The sequence below is a fragment of the Streptomyces sp. NPDC032091 genome (assembly GCF_055580265.1).
Genome location: NZ_JBVILR010000002.1, coordinates 264280 through 279094, shown reverse-complemented (window position 1 = coordinate 279094; position 14815 = coordinate 264280). Strand labels below are relative to the sequence as shown.

18 protein-coding genes and 1 pseudogene are annotated in these 14815 nt (G+C 74.0%); 13 read left to right on the top strand and 6 right to left on the bottom strand.

Annotated elements, in window-relative coordinates; translation table 11 throughout:
* Nucleotides 1–16: 16 nt before the first annotated feature.
* The 3 genes from ACZ5NJ_RS04200 to ACZ5NJ_RS04190 all read right to left on the bottom strand — a co-directional run bounded on the left by ACZ5NJ_RS04200 (nucleotide 17) and on the right by ACZ5NJ_RS04190 (nucleotide 1538).
* Nucleotides 17–235, bottom strand: coding sequence for a hypothetical protein (locus ACZ5NJ_RS04200; RefSeq protein ID WP_468762546.1), 219 nt, complete (start codon nucleotides 233–235; stop codon nucleotides 17–19).
* A gap of 179 nt (nucleotides 236–414) precedes the next feature.
* Complete coding sequence (gene cynS, locus ACZ5NJ_RS04195) at nucleotides 415–885, bottom strand: cyanase (RefSeq protein ID WP_468762544.1); 471 nt, start codon at nucleotides 883–885, stop codon at nucleotides 415–417.
* Nucleotides 886–950: 65 nt separating this feature from the next.
* Nucleotides 951–1538 (bottom strand): carbonic anhydrase, encoded by a 588-nt coding sequence (locus ACZ5NJ_RS04190; protein ID WP_468762541.1) that lies wholly within the window; start codon nucleotides 1536–1538, stop codon nucleotides 951–953.
* 114 nt (nucleotides 1539–1652) lie between these two features.
* On the opposite strand from ACZ5NJ_RS04190, the pseudogene cynR reads away from it, so the two are divergent.
* The 6 genes and pseudogenes from cynR to ACZ5NJ_RS04160 all read left to right on the top strand — a co-directional run bounded on the left by cynR (nucleotide 1653) and on the right by ACZ5NJ_RS04160 (nucleotide 7124).
* Nucleotides 1653–2571 (top strand): annotated as a pseudogene (gene cynR, locus ACZ5NJ_RS04185) (transcriptional regulator CynR).
* Between the two features lie 124 nt (nucleotides 2572–2695).
* Entirely contained in the window at nucleotides 2696–3568 is an 873-nt protein-coding gene (locus tag ACZ5NJ_RS04180; RefSeq protein WP_468762539.1) for a CPBP family intramembrane glutamic endopeptidase, read from the top strand.
* Entirely contained in the window at nucleotides 3565–4857 is a 1293-nt protein-coding gene (locus ACZ5NJ_RS04175) for a sensor histidine kinase (protein ID WP_468762537.1), read from the top strand. Before ACZ5NJ_RS04180 ends, ACZ5NJ_RS04175 begins: the two co-directional genes overlap by 4 nt.
* Nucleotides 4821–5465: a response regulator transcription factor gene (locus ACZ5NJ_RS04170; RefSeq protein ID WP_468762535.1), complete on the top strand. Its 645-nt coding sequence runs from the start codon at nucleotides 4821–4823 to the stop codon at nucleotides 5463–5465. Before ACZ5NJ_RS04175 ends, ACZ5NJ_RS04170 begins: the two co-directional genes overlap by 37 nt.
* 79 nt (nucleotides 5466–5544) lie before the next feature.
* Complete coding sequence (locus tag ACZ5NJ_RS04165) at nucleotides 5545–6240, top strand: NAD(P)H-binding protein (RefSeq protein WP_468762533.1); 696 nt, start codon at nucleotides 5545–5547, stop codon at nucleotides 6238–6240.
* Nucleotides 6241–6317: 77 nt separating this feature from the next.
* On the top strand, nucleotides 6318–7124 hold the full coding sequence (locus tag ACZ5NJ_RS04160; protein WP_468762531.1) for an SDR family NAD(P)-dependent oxidoreductase: 807 nt from the start codon (nucleotides 6318–6320) through the stop codon (nucleotides 7122–7124).
* 19 nt (nucleotides 7125–7143) lie between these two features.
* Here the strand turns inward: ACZ5NJ_RS04160 and ACZ5NJ_RS04155 are convergent, their stop codons facing one another.
* Both ACZ5NJ_RS04155 and ACZ5NJ_RS04150 read right to left on the bottom strand, forming a co-directional pair.
* Nucleotides 7144–7497 carry a YrdB family protein gene (locus ACZ5NJ_RS04155; RefSeq protein ID WP_468762529.1) on the bottom strand — a complete coding sequence of 118 codons (354 nt, stop codon included), beginning with the start codon at nucleotides 7495–7497 and terminating at the stop codon, nucleotides 7144–7146.
* 114 nt (nucleotides 7498–7611) lie between these two features.
* The gene (locus ACZ5NJ_RS04150) at nucleotides 7612–8193 is read right to left on the bottom strand and encodes an SMI1/KNR4 family protein (RefSeq protein WP_468762527.1); all 582 of its coding nucleotides are present in this window, start codon (nucleotides 8191–8193) and stop codon (nucleotides 7612–7614) included.
* Nucleotides 8194–8330: 137 nt separating this feature from the next.
* Between ACZ5NJ_RS04150 and ACZ5NJ_RS04145 the strand changes: the two genes are divergently transcribed.
* Both ACZ5NJ_RS04145 and ACZ5NJ_RS04140 read left to right on the top strand, forming a co-directional pair.
* On the top strand, nucleotides 8331–9017 hold the full coding sequence (locus ACZ5NJ_RS04145) for a DUF5701 family protein (RefSeq protein ID WP_468762525.1): 687 nt from the start codon (nucleotides 8331–8333) through the stop codon (nucleotides 9015–9017).
* A 155-nt stretch (nucleotides 9018–9172) separates the two neighbouring features.
* The gene (locus tag ACZ5NJ_RS04140) at nucleotides 9173–9730 is read left to right on the top strand and encodes a DUF3291 domain-containing protein (RefSeq protein WP_468762523.1); all 558 of its coding nucleotides are present in this window, start codon (nucleotides 9173–9175) and stop codon (nucleotides 9728–9730) included.
* Nucleotides 9731–9752: 22 nt separating this feature from the next.
* Here the strand turns inward: ACZ5NJ_RS04140 and ACZ5NJ_RS04135 are convergent, their stop codons facing one another.
* Nucleotides 9753–10919, bottom strand: coding sequence for a cytochrome P450 family protein (locus ACZ5NJ_RS04135; protein ID WP_468762521.1), 1167 nt, complete (start codon nucleotides 10917–10919; stop codon nucleotides 9753–9755).
* A gap of 180 nt (nucleotides 10920–11099) precedes the next feature.
* On the opposite strand from ACZ5NJ_RS04135, the gene ACZ5NJ_RS04130 reads away from it, so the two are divergent.
* The 5 genes from ACZ5NJ_RS04130 to ACZ5NJ_RS04110 all read left to right on the top strand — a co-directional run bounded on the left by ACZ5NJ_RS04130 (nucleotide 11100) and on the right by ACZ5NJ_RS04110 (nucleotide 14714).
* Nucleotides 11100–11672, top strand: coding sequence for a dihydrofolate reductase family protein (locus ACZ5NJ_RS04130; RefSeq protein WP_468762519.1), 573 nt, complete (start codon nucleotides 11100–11102; stop codon nucleotides 11670–11672).
* A 44-nt stretch (nucleotides 11673–11716) separates the two neighbouring features.
* On the top strand, nucleotides 11717–12127 hold the full coding sequence (locus tag ACZ5NJ_RS04125; protein ID WP_468762517.1) for a nuclear transport factor 2 family protein: 411 nt from the start codon (nucleotides 11717–11719) through the stop codon (nucleotides 12125–12127).
* Nucleotides 12128–12241: 114 nt separating this feature from the next.
* Nucleotides 12242–12511 (top strand): hypothetical protein, encoded by a 270-nt coding sequence (locus ACZ5NJ_RS04120; RefSeq protein ID WP_468762515.1) that lies wholly within the window; start codon nucleotides 12242–12244, stop codon nucleotides 12509–12511.
* Nucleotides 12512–12558: 47 nt separating this feature from the next.
* A complete protein-coding gene (locus tag ACZ5NJ_RS04115) occupies nucleotides 12559–13215 on the top strand; it encodes a hypothetical protein (protein ID WP_468762513.1) in 657 nt (218 codons plus the stop codon).
* Nucleotides 13216–13463: 248 nt separating this feature from the next.
* Nucleotides 13464–14714 carry a DNA gyrase subunit B gene (locus ACZ5NJ_RS04110; RefSeq protein ID WP_468762511.1) on the top strand — a complete coding sequence of 417 codons (1251 nt, stop codon included), beginning with the start codon at nucleotides 13464–13466 and terminating at the stop codon, nucleotides 14712–14714.
* Nucleotides 14715–14815 lie beyond the last annotated feature (101 nt).

The window sequence follows — 14815 nt, the reverse complement described above, 5'->3', positions numbered from 1 at the left end:
TGCGCCCTCGGCCGGGTCAGGTCACGGTGGGAAGGTGACGTGCCGCTGCCAGGCCGGCCATCGTCCGGAGCTTCGCGAAATAGGCGGCGCAGTACTCCGCATCGATCAGGGGGACGACCTCGTCGAGGTCGGCGATGCACGCCCAGAGGAGGGCGATGCCCCGGTCGTCGAGCCCGCCGTCCAGTTCGGTGTGGACGAGGCCGGCGACATTCGCGTCCAGGAGGATGAGGCTCACGCCCTTGACGTCGACTCCACGAAAGCCGTCGGGGTACGGGGCGCGCCGGTGTTCCTCCCAGAGGCGGGCGAGTGGCGGCACAGGAAGCGGGGCGGCCCGCGGGGGCATGGGATGCACCGGCGCAGTCTTGCCGGGTGAGGGCTTCCGGCGCCAACGGATTTACCTGGAGTCCTGGGGAGTCAGAACGGCTTGGTCGGCAGGTACTTGCCGTCGAGGGTGATGACCGCGCGTTCGCCGCCGTCGGGGTCGGCGACCTTCTTCACGTCGAGCCTGAAGTTGATCGCGGAGATGATGCCGTCCCCGAACTCCTCGTGGACCAGGGCCTTCAGCGTGGTGCCGTAGACCTGGAGCATCTCGTAGAAGCGGTACATGGTCGGGTCGGTGGGGATCCGGTTGGGCATCGAACCGCGGACCGGGATGGTCTGCAGGAGCAGCGCCGCGTCCGCGTCCAGGCCCAGCAGCTCGGCCACGGCCTTCGCGGATGCCTCCGGCAGCGGGTGCTGGCCGAGGACGGCGGCGGTGGTGAAGGCCACCGACAGGCCGGAGGCCTCGGCGATCTGCTTCCAGGACAGGTTCTTGACGGTCTTCGCCGCGACGGCCTCGTCGGCCAGGGCCTCACGGGCGGTCTGCGTGAACTGTGCCTGCACCATGGTCGGTACGTCCTTTCAGGGATGTTCGGGTGAGGGGTGGGAGTGGGGTGGAGTGGGGGCGGGGGTCAGGCCGCGGGGGCGGTGGCCGTGGCGGTGAGGTCCTCGACGCGGCCGGTGGGGATGTCGTAGACCCAGCCGTGCAGCGCGACCCTCCCCTCCGCCAGGGCCCTGGCGACCGACGGGTGGGTGGCCAGGTTCGCCAGCTGGGCGCGTACGTTGTGCCGCACCAGGGACGGGACGTCGCCGGCGGTGGCGGTACGGGCCACCGAGGCGTCGGCGAGCCGCAGCCAGTCGGCCACCGCCGGGGCACCGCTGAGGTCGTGGCCCTGGGCGAGGTCGGTCATCGCGCCGCACGCGGAGTGACCGCAGACGACGACGTCCGCCACGCCCAGTGCGGCGACCGCGTACTCGATGCTCGCCGCGACCCCGTCGGCCCCGGGCGCGTAGGCCGGCACCAGGTTGCCCGCGGTGCGGACGACGAACAGGTCACCCGGCTCGGTGCCGGTGATCAGCTCCGGGACCACGCGGGCGTCGGAGCAGCCGATGAACAGCGTGTGCGGGCTGTGGTGTGTGGCCAGTCGGGCGAAGAGCTCCGCCTTGGCGGGGAAGACGTCCCGCTGGAAACGGGCGACGCCCTGGATGAGGTCCTGCACGGTCACTCCCTCGGTCGGGTGGTGGGCTCGTGAGATTCACCCTGCATGACCTGTGCCTATAGTGTCCAAGAGCTGTTGTCCATAGAAGCTATTGTCCGCATCTATAGTCGTCGCATGGCCGTTCTCGAACTGCGTCACCTGCGCTACCTGCTCGCCGTGGCCGAACGGCACCTTCACGCGCGCCGCCGAGGAGCTCCACCTCTCGCAGCCCACGCTCTCCCAGCAGATCAAGCAGCTGGAGCGCACCCTGGGCGTGCAGCTGCTGGACCGCTCCGGCCGCACGGTGCGGCTCACCGACGCCGGCGCCGTCTACGCCGACCACGCCCGCCGCGCGCTGCGCGACCTGGCCGCCGCCGAACGCGCCGTGCACGACGTCCAGGACCTCTCCCGCGGCCACCTGCGCCTGGGCGTCACCCCCACCTTCACCGCCTACCTGATCGGCCCGCTCACCGCCGAGCTCCACGCCCGTCACCCGGGCATCGGCCTCACCCTGACGGAGATGCCCCAGGACCGCATCGAAGCGGCCCTGCTGGCGGACGGCCTCGACCTCGGCATCGCCTTCGCCGGCGCCCACCCGCCCTCGATCACCGCCACCGCGCTGTTCACGGAGACCCTCAGCCTCGTCACCGCCGCCGCCCGCGCCCGGGAGCTGCCCGACCCCCTCCCGGTCGGCGCCCTCAAGGACGAGCAACTCGCCCTGCTCAGCGCCGACTTCGCGACGCGCGGCCATATCGACGCCTACTTCGCCGGCCAGCGGGTCCGACCCCGCATCGCGGTCGAGGCGAACTCCCTCCAGGCCCTCACCGAAATCGTGCGACGCACCCCGCTCGCCACCGTCCTGCCCGACGCCGTCACCCACGACCACCCCCACCTCACCCCCGTCCCCCTCGACCCGCCCCTGCCCACCCGCACGGTCACCCTCCTGCGCCGCGAAGGCGCCTACGAGAGCGCCGCCACCCGCGCCTTCACCCGGCTCGCCCACGACCTCGTCCGCGCCCGCGGCTACGCCCCGGCCCTGCCGTCGCACGGGTAGCGGGGGCCGGGGGTGTATCCAGGTCCACCCCGGCCCGGTTGCCAGGTGCAGTGGCCCGCCGCGCGGCGGACGGCATCGTGGTCCGCGTGACCGATGGATCGATCGGACGGACGGGGAAGGTGTCATGGGACGTGGGGACGGGGACCGTACGGGGCTGCGGGCGGAGCGTGCCGGGGTGTGGGGCGTCGCGGGTGTGTTCACCGCCGTGGCCTTCGTGGCGGCGGGGGTGCTGGGGGCGGCGCAGCCGGGGACGGGGATACCGGAGGAGGTCGTGCAGCTGACGCAGTTCGGGCCGGCCCTCGCGGTGGGCGCGGTCGCGCTGTGCCGGCGCCGGCAGACGCGTGAGCTGCTCCGGGGAACGGGGGCGGGGCCGGGGCCGGGGGCGGAGGCGGGCGTCCGGTCCCTCGGGGGTGCGGTGCTGCTCGGTGCCGCCGGGCTGATCGTCGCGCTCGCCGTACTCGGGTACTCCGCGGTCCACGGCGGGGCGCGCTTCACACCGCCGGGATCGCTGCACCACCCCTTCGCGCTGATCGCCGTGGCCCAGCTGGTGGGGGCGTGCGGGGAGGAGGTCGGCTGGCGCTGCTGGCTCCAGCCGCTGCTGCGCACGCGTCTGGGAACGGTCGCCTCCTCGGTGACGGTGGGAGTGCTGTGGGGCGCCTGGCACGTGCAGGTCTTCGCCCAGGCACCCCTCTACGCCGCCGGGTTCCTCGTGGCCACGGTGGCGATGTCGGTGGTCCTGGGCGTCGCCCTCGACGGGGTGGGCGGGTGGCGCCGGCTGCTGCTCGCGGGCGGCTTCCACGCCCTGGTCAACCTCGGCCTGCTCCTCTTCATGGACGAGGAGTCCGGAGCCGTCCGGCCCATGCTCTGCTTCGGCCTGTCCTGCCTGCTGGTGGCGGTGGTCTCGGTGGTGGTCCCGCCGGCGGTGGCCGCCCGCAGGACGGCACCGCATGCGCCGGGGGCGGCGCCGGCCGGACCGACTACCCTGCACGGGACATGAGTTCGACATCCCCTCCACCGCGTCCCCTCCGTGCGGGGTGGTCCCGCGGCCTGACCGCCGTCGGCCGCTGCCAGCTCGCCGGCCTGCTGGGCCTGAGGGTGACGGCCGTCGGAGCGGGCGTGGTGGGAGCCCTGCTGTTGCTGCCCGTCGGCCTCGGCCTGTGGCTACTGCCGCCCGCCGCGGCCGCGTTGCGCCGCTGCGCCGACCTCGCCCGGCAGCGGGCGCAACGGTGGTCGGGGGTGCGGATCACGGCGCCGGATCCGCTCCCGCGGGTCGCGGGAGCGCGCGCCGTCCTGGCCGACGCCGGGTTCTGGCGGGAGCTGACCTGGGCGTGGCTGGAGCCGCTGGTGGGCGGCCTGCTGGTCGCGGTACCACCGATCCTGGTGGTACAGGGGCTGTTCGGGGCCGTCGTGCAGCCGTTCGTGTGGCGGCTGTTGGACGACGGTGGCAACTGGTACGCCTTCGTGCCCGTGCGCAGCACCGGTCTGATGCTCGCGGCGGCGGTGCTGGGAGGCGGCTTCACGGCTGCCGGGCTGCTCCTCGCCCCGCCCGTGCTGCGCCTGCACGCGCGGTGGGGCCGGCGGCTGCTGGCCGCCCCGCGCGTCACCGAACTACAGCGCCGCGTCGGGGAGCTGACGGACAGCCGGGCCGGGGTGCTGGACGACCGGGCGGCCGAGCTGCGGCGCATAGAGCGAGACCTGCACGACGGGGCGCAGGCCCGGCTCGTCGCCCTCGGGATGCGCCTGGACAGCGCGACCCGGCTGCTGGAGGACGATCCGCCGGCCGCCCGGGCCGCACTGCTGGAGGTGCGCGAGCTGTCCGGGCGGGCCCTCGAGGACCTGCGCGGCCTCGTTCGGGGCATCCAGCCGCCGGTCCTCGTCGACCGCGGCCTGGGCGACGCCGTGCGCTCCCTGGCCCTCGACAGCTTCCTCGACGTGTACGTCGACGTCCGGACGGCCGGGCGGCTGCCGGCCGCCGTGGAGTCGGCCGCCTACTTCGCCGTCAACGAGCTGCTGGCCAACGCGGCGAAGCACTCCGGTGCCGGCCGCGTGGACGTCCTGCTGGTGCACGAGGACACGGACGCCGGCGGGCCGCGGCTGCGCGTCACCGTCACCGACGACGGCCGCGGTGGTGCGGACCCCTCCCGGGGGACCGGGCTGCTCGGCGTCCGGGGGCGGTTGGCTACCTTCGACGGGAGCCTCGTCCTGCACAGCCCGCAGGGCGGCCCCACCACCGTCACCCTGGAGATCCCGTGCGCGTCGTCCTTGCCGAAGACCTCTTCCTCCTGAGGGACGGCCTGGTCCGCACGCTCACCGAGCACGGCTTCGACGTCGTCGCCGCCGTGGACAACGGCCCCGGACTGCTGCGCGCCCTGCTGGAGGAGCGGCCGGACGTGGCGGTCGTGGACGTGCGCCTGCCGCCGACCCACACCGACGAGGGCCTCCAGGCCGCCCTCGAAGCCCGGCGCCGCCACCGCGGGCTGCCGGTACTCGTGCTGTCGCAGTACGTCGACCAGCTCTACGCGAACGAGCTCCTGTCGAGCGAAGACGGCGCGGTGGGCTACCTGCTGAAGGACCGGGTCACCGACACCGGCCAGTTCGTCGACGCCGTACGCCGGGTCGCGGCTGGCGGCACCGTCCTGGACCCGCAGGTGATCGGACGGCTGCTGGCCCGCGGCCAGGCCCGCGGCACCCTCTCCGCCCTCACCCCGCGCGAGCGCGACGTCCTGGAACTCATGGCGGAGGGCCGCTCCAACGCCGCCATCGCGGGAGCCCTGCACTTCAGCGAGAGCGCCGTCGCCAAGCACACCGCGAGCATCTTCGCGAAGCTCGGCATCGCCCCCTCGGCCGAGGACAACCGGCGGGTCCTCGCCGTCCTCGCCTACCTGCGGCGCTGAACGGCCGGTGTACCCGTACGGATGTGACATCCTGCGGGGATTCCGGCGGGCCGGCCGCCGGCGGCGGAAAGGAACCCCCGTGAACCGCAGCGCGCTCCTGGTCGGAGCCACCGGACTGGTCGGCGGGCAACTGCTGGCGCGGCTGCTGCGCGACCCGCGCTACGACCGCGTCACCGTACTGGCCCGCCGCCCGCTCGGCCTCGTCCACCCGCGGCTGGACGCCCGGGTGGTGGACTTCGCCGCGCTCGGGGCGGACGACCTGCCGGCCGGGCAGCCGGGCGGGACGGACGTGTACGGCGCGCTGGGCACCACCATCCGGCAGGCCGGGTCGCAGGAGGCCTTCCGCGAGGTCGACCAGCACCACACCGTACGGGTGGCCGCGCTGGCCCGCGACGCGGGCGCCGAGCGGATCGCCGTCGTCTCCTCGGTCGGCGCCGGGTCCGGCTCCCGGGCCTTCTACCTGCGGGTCAAGGGGGACATGGAGGCGGAGGTGACGGCGCTGGGCTACCCCCAGACCGAGTTCTTCCGGCCCTCGTTCATCCTGGGGCACCGCCCCTCGCACCGCCCGGGCGAGGGCCTCGGCGCCACCGCCGCGACCGCACTGGCCCCGCTGCTGGCCGGGCCGGCGCGCCCCTACCGGCCGGTGCCGGCGGGCCGGCTGGCCGCGGCGATGATCGCCGCGCTGGCCGAGGACCGTCCCGGGGTCCGGGTCCGCACACACGACGACTTCCTGGCCCTGGCCCCGGAGCCGGACGCGGGCGCGGCCCGGGCGTGACCCGTGCCGCCGGGCGCTCGTTGGGGGGCCGGTGGCCGGGAGGGGCCCGGTCCCGGGGCGAGCGGAGGCGGTGCGCCGTGCGGGCTGGCGAAGGACGGGGCGATCGGACCGATCTGATCGATCTGACCGGCAGGTCGTGCCTGGTCACGGGCGCGGCCAGCGGCATCGGACGGGCCACCGCGGCCCTGTTCGCCCGGCTCGGCGCCAGGGTCACCGCCGCCGACCTGGACACGGCCGGGCTGACCGCGCTGCGCCGGGACTGCGCCGACCGGGGTGACGCGTACGAGGTGACCGTGGTGACGGGGGACGTCGCCCGGCCCGAGGACGCCGAGCGGATGACCGGCGCCGCGGTGACGGCGGGCGGCGGCCTGGACGTGCTGGTCGCCAACGCCGGGATCCTGCCGCTCTCGGGCCTCCTGGAGACCAGCGCCGAGGACTGGGACCGGGTGATGGCCGTCGACGGCCGGGGGATGTTCCTCACGTGCAAGTACGCCATCGCGCAGATGGCCGGGCAGCCGACCGGCGGGTCGGTGGTGTGCGTCTCCTCGATCTCCGGCGTGGCCGGCCAGGCCCGCCAAGCGGCCTACGGCCCGGCGAAGTTCGTCGCCTCGGGGCTCACCAAGCACCTCGCGGTCGAGTGGGCCGGGCGCCGCATCAGGGTCAACGCGGTGGCCCCCGGCACCATCCGCACCGAACGCGTCCAGCGCCTCGCGGACGAGCCCGGGGGCGCCGAGTACCTCGACCACATGGCGACCCTGCACCCGCTCGGCCGCCTCGGTGTGCCCGAGGAGGTGGCCCGTGCCATCGCCTTCCTGGCCTCCGACGCCGCCTCCTTCATCACCGGCAGCATCCTCCCCGTCGACGGCGGCTACCTGGCCCAGTAGCCGCCGCCCTCTTCCGGCGTCAGGCGCGGCGCAGGCGGTCGAGTTCCGCGAGGGCGGTGTTGGCGACGGCCACCACGGCGAAGACGACGGCGGGCTGGGTGCGGCCGAGGGCGTAGAGGGCGGCGGTGGCGGAGCCGAAGAAGAGGGCCTTCACGGCGAGCACGGCCACGAGCGGAACGGTGAAGGTCGCCTTGGGCGCGGCGAACAGACCCCAGACGGTGGCCGCGAGCGCGGGGGCGCCGACGGCCAGCAGGACCCGCACGACGGTGTTCTGGCCGGTGGACCACCCCCACCAGGCCAGCAGGGCCAGCCCGGCCAACTCCATGAGGAACGCCAGGCCTTCGTTGACGACGTGGAGCGGGGTGGGAAGCATCGGCCGGTGTGCCTTCCGTGGGCGACGGCGAGCGGTTGGTGCATTAGACCAGGCCGAGCATGGACATGAACAGGCCAAGCGCGGGGTTCTTTCCCGGCCTCCCGCGGGGCGGGTTCACCGGTGCTCGATGCCCTCCCCGGCAGGCACTGCCCCGCGGGCCGCGGGCGTGAAGCGGTGGTGCGTCGGCTTCGGCAGTTCGCGGAGGTGGCCGAAGTAGTCCGTGTCCGCGGTGCCGGTGAGCACCGCCAGCAGGAAGGCCAGGCACCCCGTGTCGTGGGCCTCCCAGAGGGGGCCGCGCCCCTCGTTGTAGAGCACGGTCCACGTGTCGGGGTGCCGGCCGGGCCGGGCCAGCCAGTACAGGTACGCCCCCGTGCCCTCCTCGCCCGCCCAGGGCAGGACCCTGGCCCCCGCCTCCCGCAGGCCGTCGGGCTGGTCCTCGTACTCCCAGAGTTCGGCGAGGATCTCGTTCCGTTCGGCGGTCAGCGCGAGCAGGTCGAAGTCGTCGTGGGAGGCGTCGGGGACGAGCAGCCGGATCGTCTCGTCGAAGGTGCCGGCGCCGTACGCCCCGACGAGCCGCTTGTAGTCGGCGGGCAGGGCGGTACCGAGGTCCCGCTCGGCCTTCGCCCAGTCGACCACGGGTGGCGGCGGGTCGAGGGGCGGCGGGCAGAGACGGACGAGCGCGTCGAGGGCATTCACGGCACGGACGCTACCGGACGCATGGCCGGTGCCCCGGTGCGAGCCGTTCCGGGGCCGGTCGCCGGGGCTGGGAACGATCCGGCGGGCCGTCTCGTTGAGCCGGGGCCGCCGCTTCGATCACGAAACGAGGGAGTTCCATGCCCACGCCCGAAACCGCCTCCGATTCCGGTTCCGCTCCCGCCCTGCCCCCGCTGTCCCCGCTGCCGCCGCTCGCCGCCCAGGCGGAGCGCCTGATCGAGCTCGGAGTGCCCCGGCTCGCCGGTATGTCCGACGCGGAGCTGCGCACCTACGCCAAGCGCGCCGAGCCCGGGGACGGCAGCGTGCTCCTCGCCCTCCACCCGGACCGGGCCCCCTCCTCCGTGCTGGCACCGCTGCTGCGCCACGGGGACAAGCCGGGCTTCGTCGTCACCGACATGACCGACGTCGACCGCTTCGAGCCCCACCACGCGGAGGTGCCCGACGCGCCCGTCTACCTCGTCTCCGGCCCCGACCGTGGTGACCGCATGGCCGACTGGAGCCCGGAGGAGGCCCTGCCCGCCCTCGTCAAGGAGGACCGCACCCCCCTCGTGCTGACCGAGGGGATCCACTGGCTGCTGCAACGGCCCGAGGTGCTGGAGCGCAACCACTGCTTCATGACCATCGGTTCCCGGCTGCGCAAGGCCAACGGCACCCTGGACGCCCGCACCCCGGCGATCTGGATCAGCAACGGCACCGGGCGGGACGGCCGCGAGCGTCGCGACGCCCCCAAGGTGGGCTGGTGCTGGTGGAACAACCGTCACACCTGGCTGGGCTTCGGCTCCGCCACCGGCCGCAAGGCCACTTGAACGGCAAAAACGCAACTTCGACAGGATCCGCGGAGGCGGCTACCTTCACCTGGTCTTCGGCAATCACCCACGGCGACACGGGAGTTCCCGTCCTCGCCCCGCGCGGGTGAGCCCCCGAACCCGTCCACACCAGGCACCCCGGCAGGGAGAGACGCATGCCCCATCTCGCGCTGTACACGTTCGGCATCCTGAAGTCACCCCTCGCCGACCCCGGACCCGTCACGCGCGAGTTCTACGAACGCGGTGAGGCCGTCTACCGGAAGATCGGTCGGCAGCCCGGGTACCTCGCGCACGCCGAACCGGCGGGCAGCGACCCGGGCGTGCTCTTCGACGCGGACTGGGGGGCCTGGGGCGAGTTCGCCGTTCCCACCTGGTACGACAAGGGCCGTACGCCGGAGACCACCGCCCTGGCCGCGACCCTCTCGCTCTGGACCGGCCTGCGCCCCGCCTTCGAGGCCGTCTACGGCGGCCTGCACCGTGCGGCGCTCAACAGGCGTCACGACTGGTTCGAGAGGACGGGGCACCCGAACCACGTGGCCTGGTGGGTCTCCGACGGCGTGATACCCACCTGGCGGGAAGGGGTCTCCCGGCTGGAACACCTCCGGGACCACGACTGCGCGCCGCACGCCTTCACCTTCCACCACGCGTTCACCCCGGAGGCGACCCCGGCCAGGGTCCGCGGCATCGAGCCGAGGAGCGGCCGGGTCGGCTGACCTCGCCCCGGCAGAAGCCGCCCTACGCCGTGAGGACGGGGAGCGCGACCGGCCCGCGGACGAGGCGGGTGCGCCGCCACCGGAGGCGGTCGGGGGGTACGGCGAGGCGGAGCGCGGGGAAGCGGGTCAGCACCGCTCGCAGGGCGATCTCCAGCTCGGCCAGGGCCAAGGGGGCGCCGACGCAGCGGTGGATCCCGTGCCCGAACGCGAGGTGGGAGGCCGCGTCCCGGTCCAGGTCGAGGTGGTCCGGTGCCGGGAACCGGGCCGGGTCCCGGTTGGCGGCGCCGAGGGCGACCAGTACGGGGACGCCCGCCGGGACCTCGGTGCCGCCGAGCGTGACGGCCTGCGTGGTGAAGCGGAACGTGGCCGTGCTCACCGCCGAGTCGAAGCGGAGCAGTTCGTCCAGCGCGGCCGGGATCCCGTCGGGGTCCTCGCGGAGGCGATCCGCCGCGGCCGGGTGCAGGAGCAGCGCGAGGAGGCCGTTGCCGAGGGCGTTGGTGGTGGTCTCGTGCCCGGCCACGAGCAGCAGCACGGCCAGGGAGACCAGTTCCTCCTCGCTCAGGCGGTCCTCTCCGTCCCGGGCCGAGACGAGCCGGTCCAGGAGCGAGTCGCCCGGGGCCCGGCGCTTGGCGGCGATGAGGTCCGTCAGGTAACCGGCCAACCCGTGTGACGCCGCGTCGATGACCTCGGGCTCCCCCGCCGCGAACAGCTCCGCGGACCAGCGCTGGACCGCGGGCCGGTCGGCCCGCGGCACCCCGAGCAGCCGGCAGATCACGATGACCGGCAGCGGCACCGCGAGGCGGGCCACGAAGTCGACCGGTTCGCCGACGGGCCACTGGTCCAGCAGCTCGTCGGTGACCCGGGCGATGAACGGACGCAGTTCCCTGACGGCCCCGGTCGTGAACGCCTTGGTCACCAGCTTGCGCAGCCGGGTGTGGTGGGGCGGGTCGCTGGCCAGCATGGTGTGGGCCACCGCCGGGTGCAGGCGGCGGCGGGACTCCTTGCCCGCGAAGAAGACGCCCGTGTCCTTCGACAGGCGGGGGTCGGTGAGGGCCGCGCGGGCCTCGGCGTAGCCGGTCACGAGGTAGCCGGCACGCCCTGCGGGGCCGGCGGGCAGGGGCTGGACGGGGCATGCGGAGCGCGTGGCCGCGTACGGCGCGTAGGGGGCATAGGGGTCTGTCTCCGCCATTCCCCCGCCCCCCTCCTCCGTACGGCCCGGCCCGATCCGGCCCACCTGGCTCACCTGGCTCACGTCACAAAATAGCCGGTCGGAAATCGGGCCGCGAGGACCGATGAGTTTCTCCCCGACCGGCAGTCAGAGATCATGACTGGACGACCCAACCGCCCCACAGGACACCGAGGACCTCAGATGCGCACCCTGATCAGCACCGCTTTCCTCTCGCTCGACGGCGTCGTCGAAGCCCCGGGCGGCGAGCCCGGCTACCGCAACTCCGGGTGGACCTTCAAGGACATCGAGTTCCTCCCCGAGGCCTTCGCCATCAAGGGCGCGGAGCAGAAGGAGGCCACCGCGATGCTGCTGGGCCGGACCAGCTACGAGGCGTTCAGCCCGGTGTGGCCCGACATGCCCGACTTCGCGGACTACAAGGTGATGCCGAAGTACGTCGTCTCCACCACCCTCACCGAGCAGGACCTGGTGACGAACTGGGGCGAGACGACGATCCTGCGCTCCCTCGACGAGGTCGCCGCGCTCAAGGAGACCGAGGGCGGCCCGATCATCGTCCACGGCAGCGCCACACTCCACCACGCCCTCTCGGACGCCGGCCTCGTCGACCGCTACCACCTGCTCGTCTTCCCGCTGCTCCTCGGCGCGGGCAAGCGGCTCTTCAGCGCCACGGACAAGGACGCCCAGAAGCTGAAGCTGGTCGAGCACGAGGTCTACGCCAACGGCCTGCAGAAGCAGATCTTTGACGTCGTCCGCTGAGCGGTACCCCGGGCCTGCATCAGCTCGATGTGGCCCATGCACGCATGAGCGGAGTGAACGACGAGGTGAACGACGAGGTGAGCGACGAGGTGAGCGAAGCGATCGCTTGCGAGTTGCGCCTGATGGACCCCAGCGTGCGCATGTCGCAGGCGGCGGCCCGGCGGCTCCTCGACCCCCACTTCGTGGAGGTGGGCGCCTCGGGCCGGCGTTGGACGTACGAGGAGATGCTCGCCGCGCTGCCCGAGATGGCCGGTGCGGCGGAGGACGGCCCGCGCTATGAGCCCTCGGAGATGGTCGGCGTCGTGCTGGCGCCCGGTCTGGTGCACCTCACCTACGAGACCACGATCGGCGGAACCCGCGCACGCCGGAGCTCGCTCTGGCGGAGACAGGACGCGGACGCCGAGTGGCGGATGTACTACCACCAGGCCACCCGGGTTCCGCCCGAGGGCGGGTGACGGCAGACTGTTGCCTCCCTACGGAGGGGGCCTGCCGATGGACCGACAGCCGATGGACCTCGACGCGTACGTGCGCCGGACGCGGATCTGGACGAGGCGGCCTACGGCCGGCTGATGCTGGTCGTCCGGGAGGTGGCTCTCGCCGTCGAGGCCGTGTGCGGGCCCGAGCGCACCTACCTCTACTCGCTCGGCAGCCAGCAGGGCAACGCGCACCTCCACTGGCACATCGCCGCCCTGCCGCCGGGCGTGCCCTACGCCGAGCAGCAGTTCCACGCGTTGATGACGGAGAACGGGGTCCTGGCACCGTCGCCCGACCAGTCGGCCGCGCTGGCCGCCCGCCTGCGCGAGGCGGTCCGGGCCCGGGGCCGACTCGGGCGCGCCTGACCGGATCCGCCTCACCGCCCTGCCGCGTCGCAGGGGAAGATCGGGGGATGACGACCTCCAGGAAGACGCGGGACCGGCTCGGGATGCTGCCGTTGGCGGTGGTGCTCGTGCTCACGGCCGGGTGCGGAACGCAGCGGGGAGGGGACGCTGCCGCTACCGCCCGGGGTTCGGGTCCCGCGCCGTCCGCTACGGCCGCGCCGAGCGCACCGGCGGACTTCCCCTGCCCGGGCGAGAGCCCCGCGCCGGCGAAGTCCGCGCCGTCCGGGACGCCCCCCATACCCGCAACCCCCCTCTCCCCCTCGCCGGCGGACCCCTCGGACACCGGCACACCCGGCCCGCCGACCGCCCCGCCCGCCGACCACTACGCCGAGAACCACGCCTTCAGGGTCCCCCTCCCCCTCCACGGCCAGAGCCGCTGCGACGGGCTCGCGGCCGTCGGACGTGTCGAGCGCGCCCTCGAACCCCTCCGCCGACGCGGCGACTTCGCCCCCGAGAGCGTCCGCGGCGCGCTCACCGCCCTCGGCTACGACGCCGGGAAGGTGCGGGCGTACCAGAACGGCCTCACCGGCGTCGGCTTCCTCGTCGACGTCGGCGCCTCCCCCTGGTGCGTGGAGGGGACGATGACCAGTGCTTCCACCAGGGCGGAGGCCTTCGGCGGCTACCCCGACGGCACCGGCTGCGAGCCCCCGAGGGGCGGCCACTGACCGCAGCCGTACCCCACCGACCGAACCGGTTGAATCGGGGACCCGAGGGCCCCCGGAAACGGTGTCCCGGGCTGCCTCCACAGGGTCGTGGCCGTCCTCCGGGAGCCTCCAGGCCCCCTGTGCCCCACCAGGCCCCGGCAGGGGTCCACCGGGCCGCCCAGACCCTCGCCACAACAGCTCTGACCTGGCGTTTCTCCGGATTCCCCCTAGGCTGTGGAGGTCTACTGGACGCTACCGAAGGAGACTTCGTGAGTGAGGACCGGACCACGTACGACGCCTCCCCCATCCAGGTGCTGGACCCTCGGGAGGCCATCCGGAGACGGCCGGGGATGTACGTCGGCTCGACCGGCGAACGCGGGCTGCACCACCAGCTGTTCGAGCTCTGCGACTGGGGGGTGAACGAGGTCCTCGCCGGCCGCGCCGACCGCGTGGACGTCACCCTCGCCCCGGGAGGGTGGGTACGGATCGCCGTCGACGGCCTGCGGGTTCCGCCGGACGGCGGCGCCGAAGCCGCCCATGGCCCTGGTCTCGACGCCCTGTTGGCCGACCTGGGCGCCCACCCGCTGCCGCGCAGCCGCACCTTCGTGGAGCTCACCCGCTTCGGCTCGCGCATGGGCCCCTTCGTCGCCAACGCCCTGTCGAGCCGGCTGACGGCGGAGTTCGGGCACGGGCACACCCGCCGGGTGCACCGCTACGAGCGCGGCTTCGCGATCGAACCGGAGACGGCGGACGCCCCCCACGCCCAGGACGGCCCGCGCACGCCGGACGGGCCGCACACGCCGGACGGGCCGCACACGTCGGACGCGCCCGGAACCGTCATCACCTTCCGGCCCGACACCGACGTCTTCGAGACGGTGGAGCACTCGTTCGACGCACTGGCGGACCGCTTCAGGGAACTGGCCTTCCTCAACCCCGGCCTCGACATCCACCTGTCCGACCAGCGGTCGCCGGCCCGAGCCCGGTCGGAACGGTTCCGCTTCCCGGGCGGCACACGGGACTTCGTCGCCTTCCTGGCCGGGCAACGGACCCCGGGGTCCGCGTACGGGAACATCCACGGCCTCACCCTGGAGGAGCCGCGGATGGCGGGCTCGCTCGACGTCGCCCTGAGCTGGGGCAGCGCCACCGGCGAGGAGGTCCGTACGTTCGCCAACAGCTCCCCCACACCCTGCGGCGGCACGCACCTGGAGGGCTTCCGCGCCGGGCTCACCGCGGCGGTCACCGCCTTCGCCCGCCGGCGCGGGCTGATCACGGCGACGGACCCCGGTCTCGACGCGGCCCGGATCAGCGGGGGCCTGACGGCGGTGGTCTCGGTGAAGCTCGACCGGCCGGAGCTCACCGGTGCCACCCGCGGTGCGCTGGGGAACGCCGACGTACGCGACCGCGTGGCGGAGGCCGTACGGGAGCACCTGGGCACCTGGCTGGCCGAGGACCCGCAACTCGCCGCGACCGTCGCCTCCCGCATCACCCCACCCTCACCCCCGCACCCTCACGGCGACTGACGCCGACGCCGACGAGTACCGCACAGTGGACCAGCGCACCGAGCCGGAGCGGGCCGGAGCCCGGCAGCGGAAGAAAGGGGAGGCGCACCGCTCCGTACGTG

What these genes read in the sequence shown, in the direction of transcription:
- ACZ5NJ_RS04115 (WP_468762513.1), top strand. Translation starts at nt 12,559, where the DNA reads ATGACGACCTCCAGGAAGACGCGGGACCGGCTCGGGATGCTGCCGTTG.
- ACZ5NJ_RS04175 (WP_468762537.1), top strand. Translation starts at nt 3,565, where the DNA reads ATGAGTTCGACATCCCCTCCACCGCGTCCCCTCCGTGCGGGGTGGTCC.
- ACZ5NJ_RS04135 (WP_468762521.1), bottom strand. Translation starts at nt 10,919, where the DNA reads ATGGCGGAGACAGACCCCTATGCCCCCTACGCGCCGTACGCGGCCACG.
- ACZ5NJ_RS04180 (WP_468762539.1), top strand. Translation starts at nt 2,696, where the DNA reads ATGGGACGTGGGGACGGGGACCGTACGGGGCTGCGGGCGGAGCGTGCC.
- ACZ5NJ_RS04140 (WP_468762523.1), top strand. Translation starts at nt 9,173, where the DNA reads ATGCCCCATCTCGCGCTGTACACGTTCGGCATCCTGAAGTCACCCCTC.
- ACZ5NJ_RS04130 (WP_468762519.1), top strand. Translation starts at nt 11,100, where the DNA reads ATGCGCACCCTGATCAGCACCGCTTTCCTCTCGCTCGACGGCGTCGTC.
- ACZ5NJ_RS04120 (WP_468762515.1), top strand. Translation starts at nt 12,242, where the DNA reads ATGCTGGTCGTCCGGGAGGTGGCTCTCGCCGTCGAGGCCGTGTGCGGG.
- ACZ5NJ_RS04155 (WP_468762529.1), bottom strand. Translation starts at nt 7,497, where the DNA reads ATGCTTCCCACCCCGCTCCACGTCGTCAACGAAGGCCTGGCGTTCCTC.
- ACZ5NJ_RS04145 (WP_468762525.1), top strand. Translation starts at nt 8,331, where the DNA reads ATGCCCACGCCCGAAACCGCCTCCGATTCCGGTTCCGCTCCCGCCCTG.
- cynS (WP_468762544.1), bottom strand. Translation starts at nt 885, where the DNA reads ATGGTGCAGGCACAGTTCACGCAGACCGCCCGTGAGGCCCTGGCCGAC.
- ACZ5NJ_RS04125 (WP_468762517.1), top strand. Translation starts at nt 11,717, where the DNA reads ATGAGCGGAGTGAACGACGAGGTGAACGACGAGGTGAGCGACGAGGTG.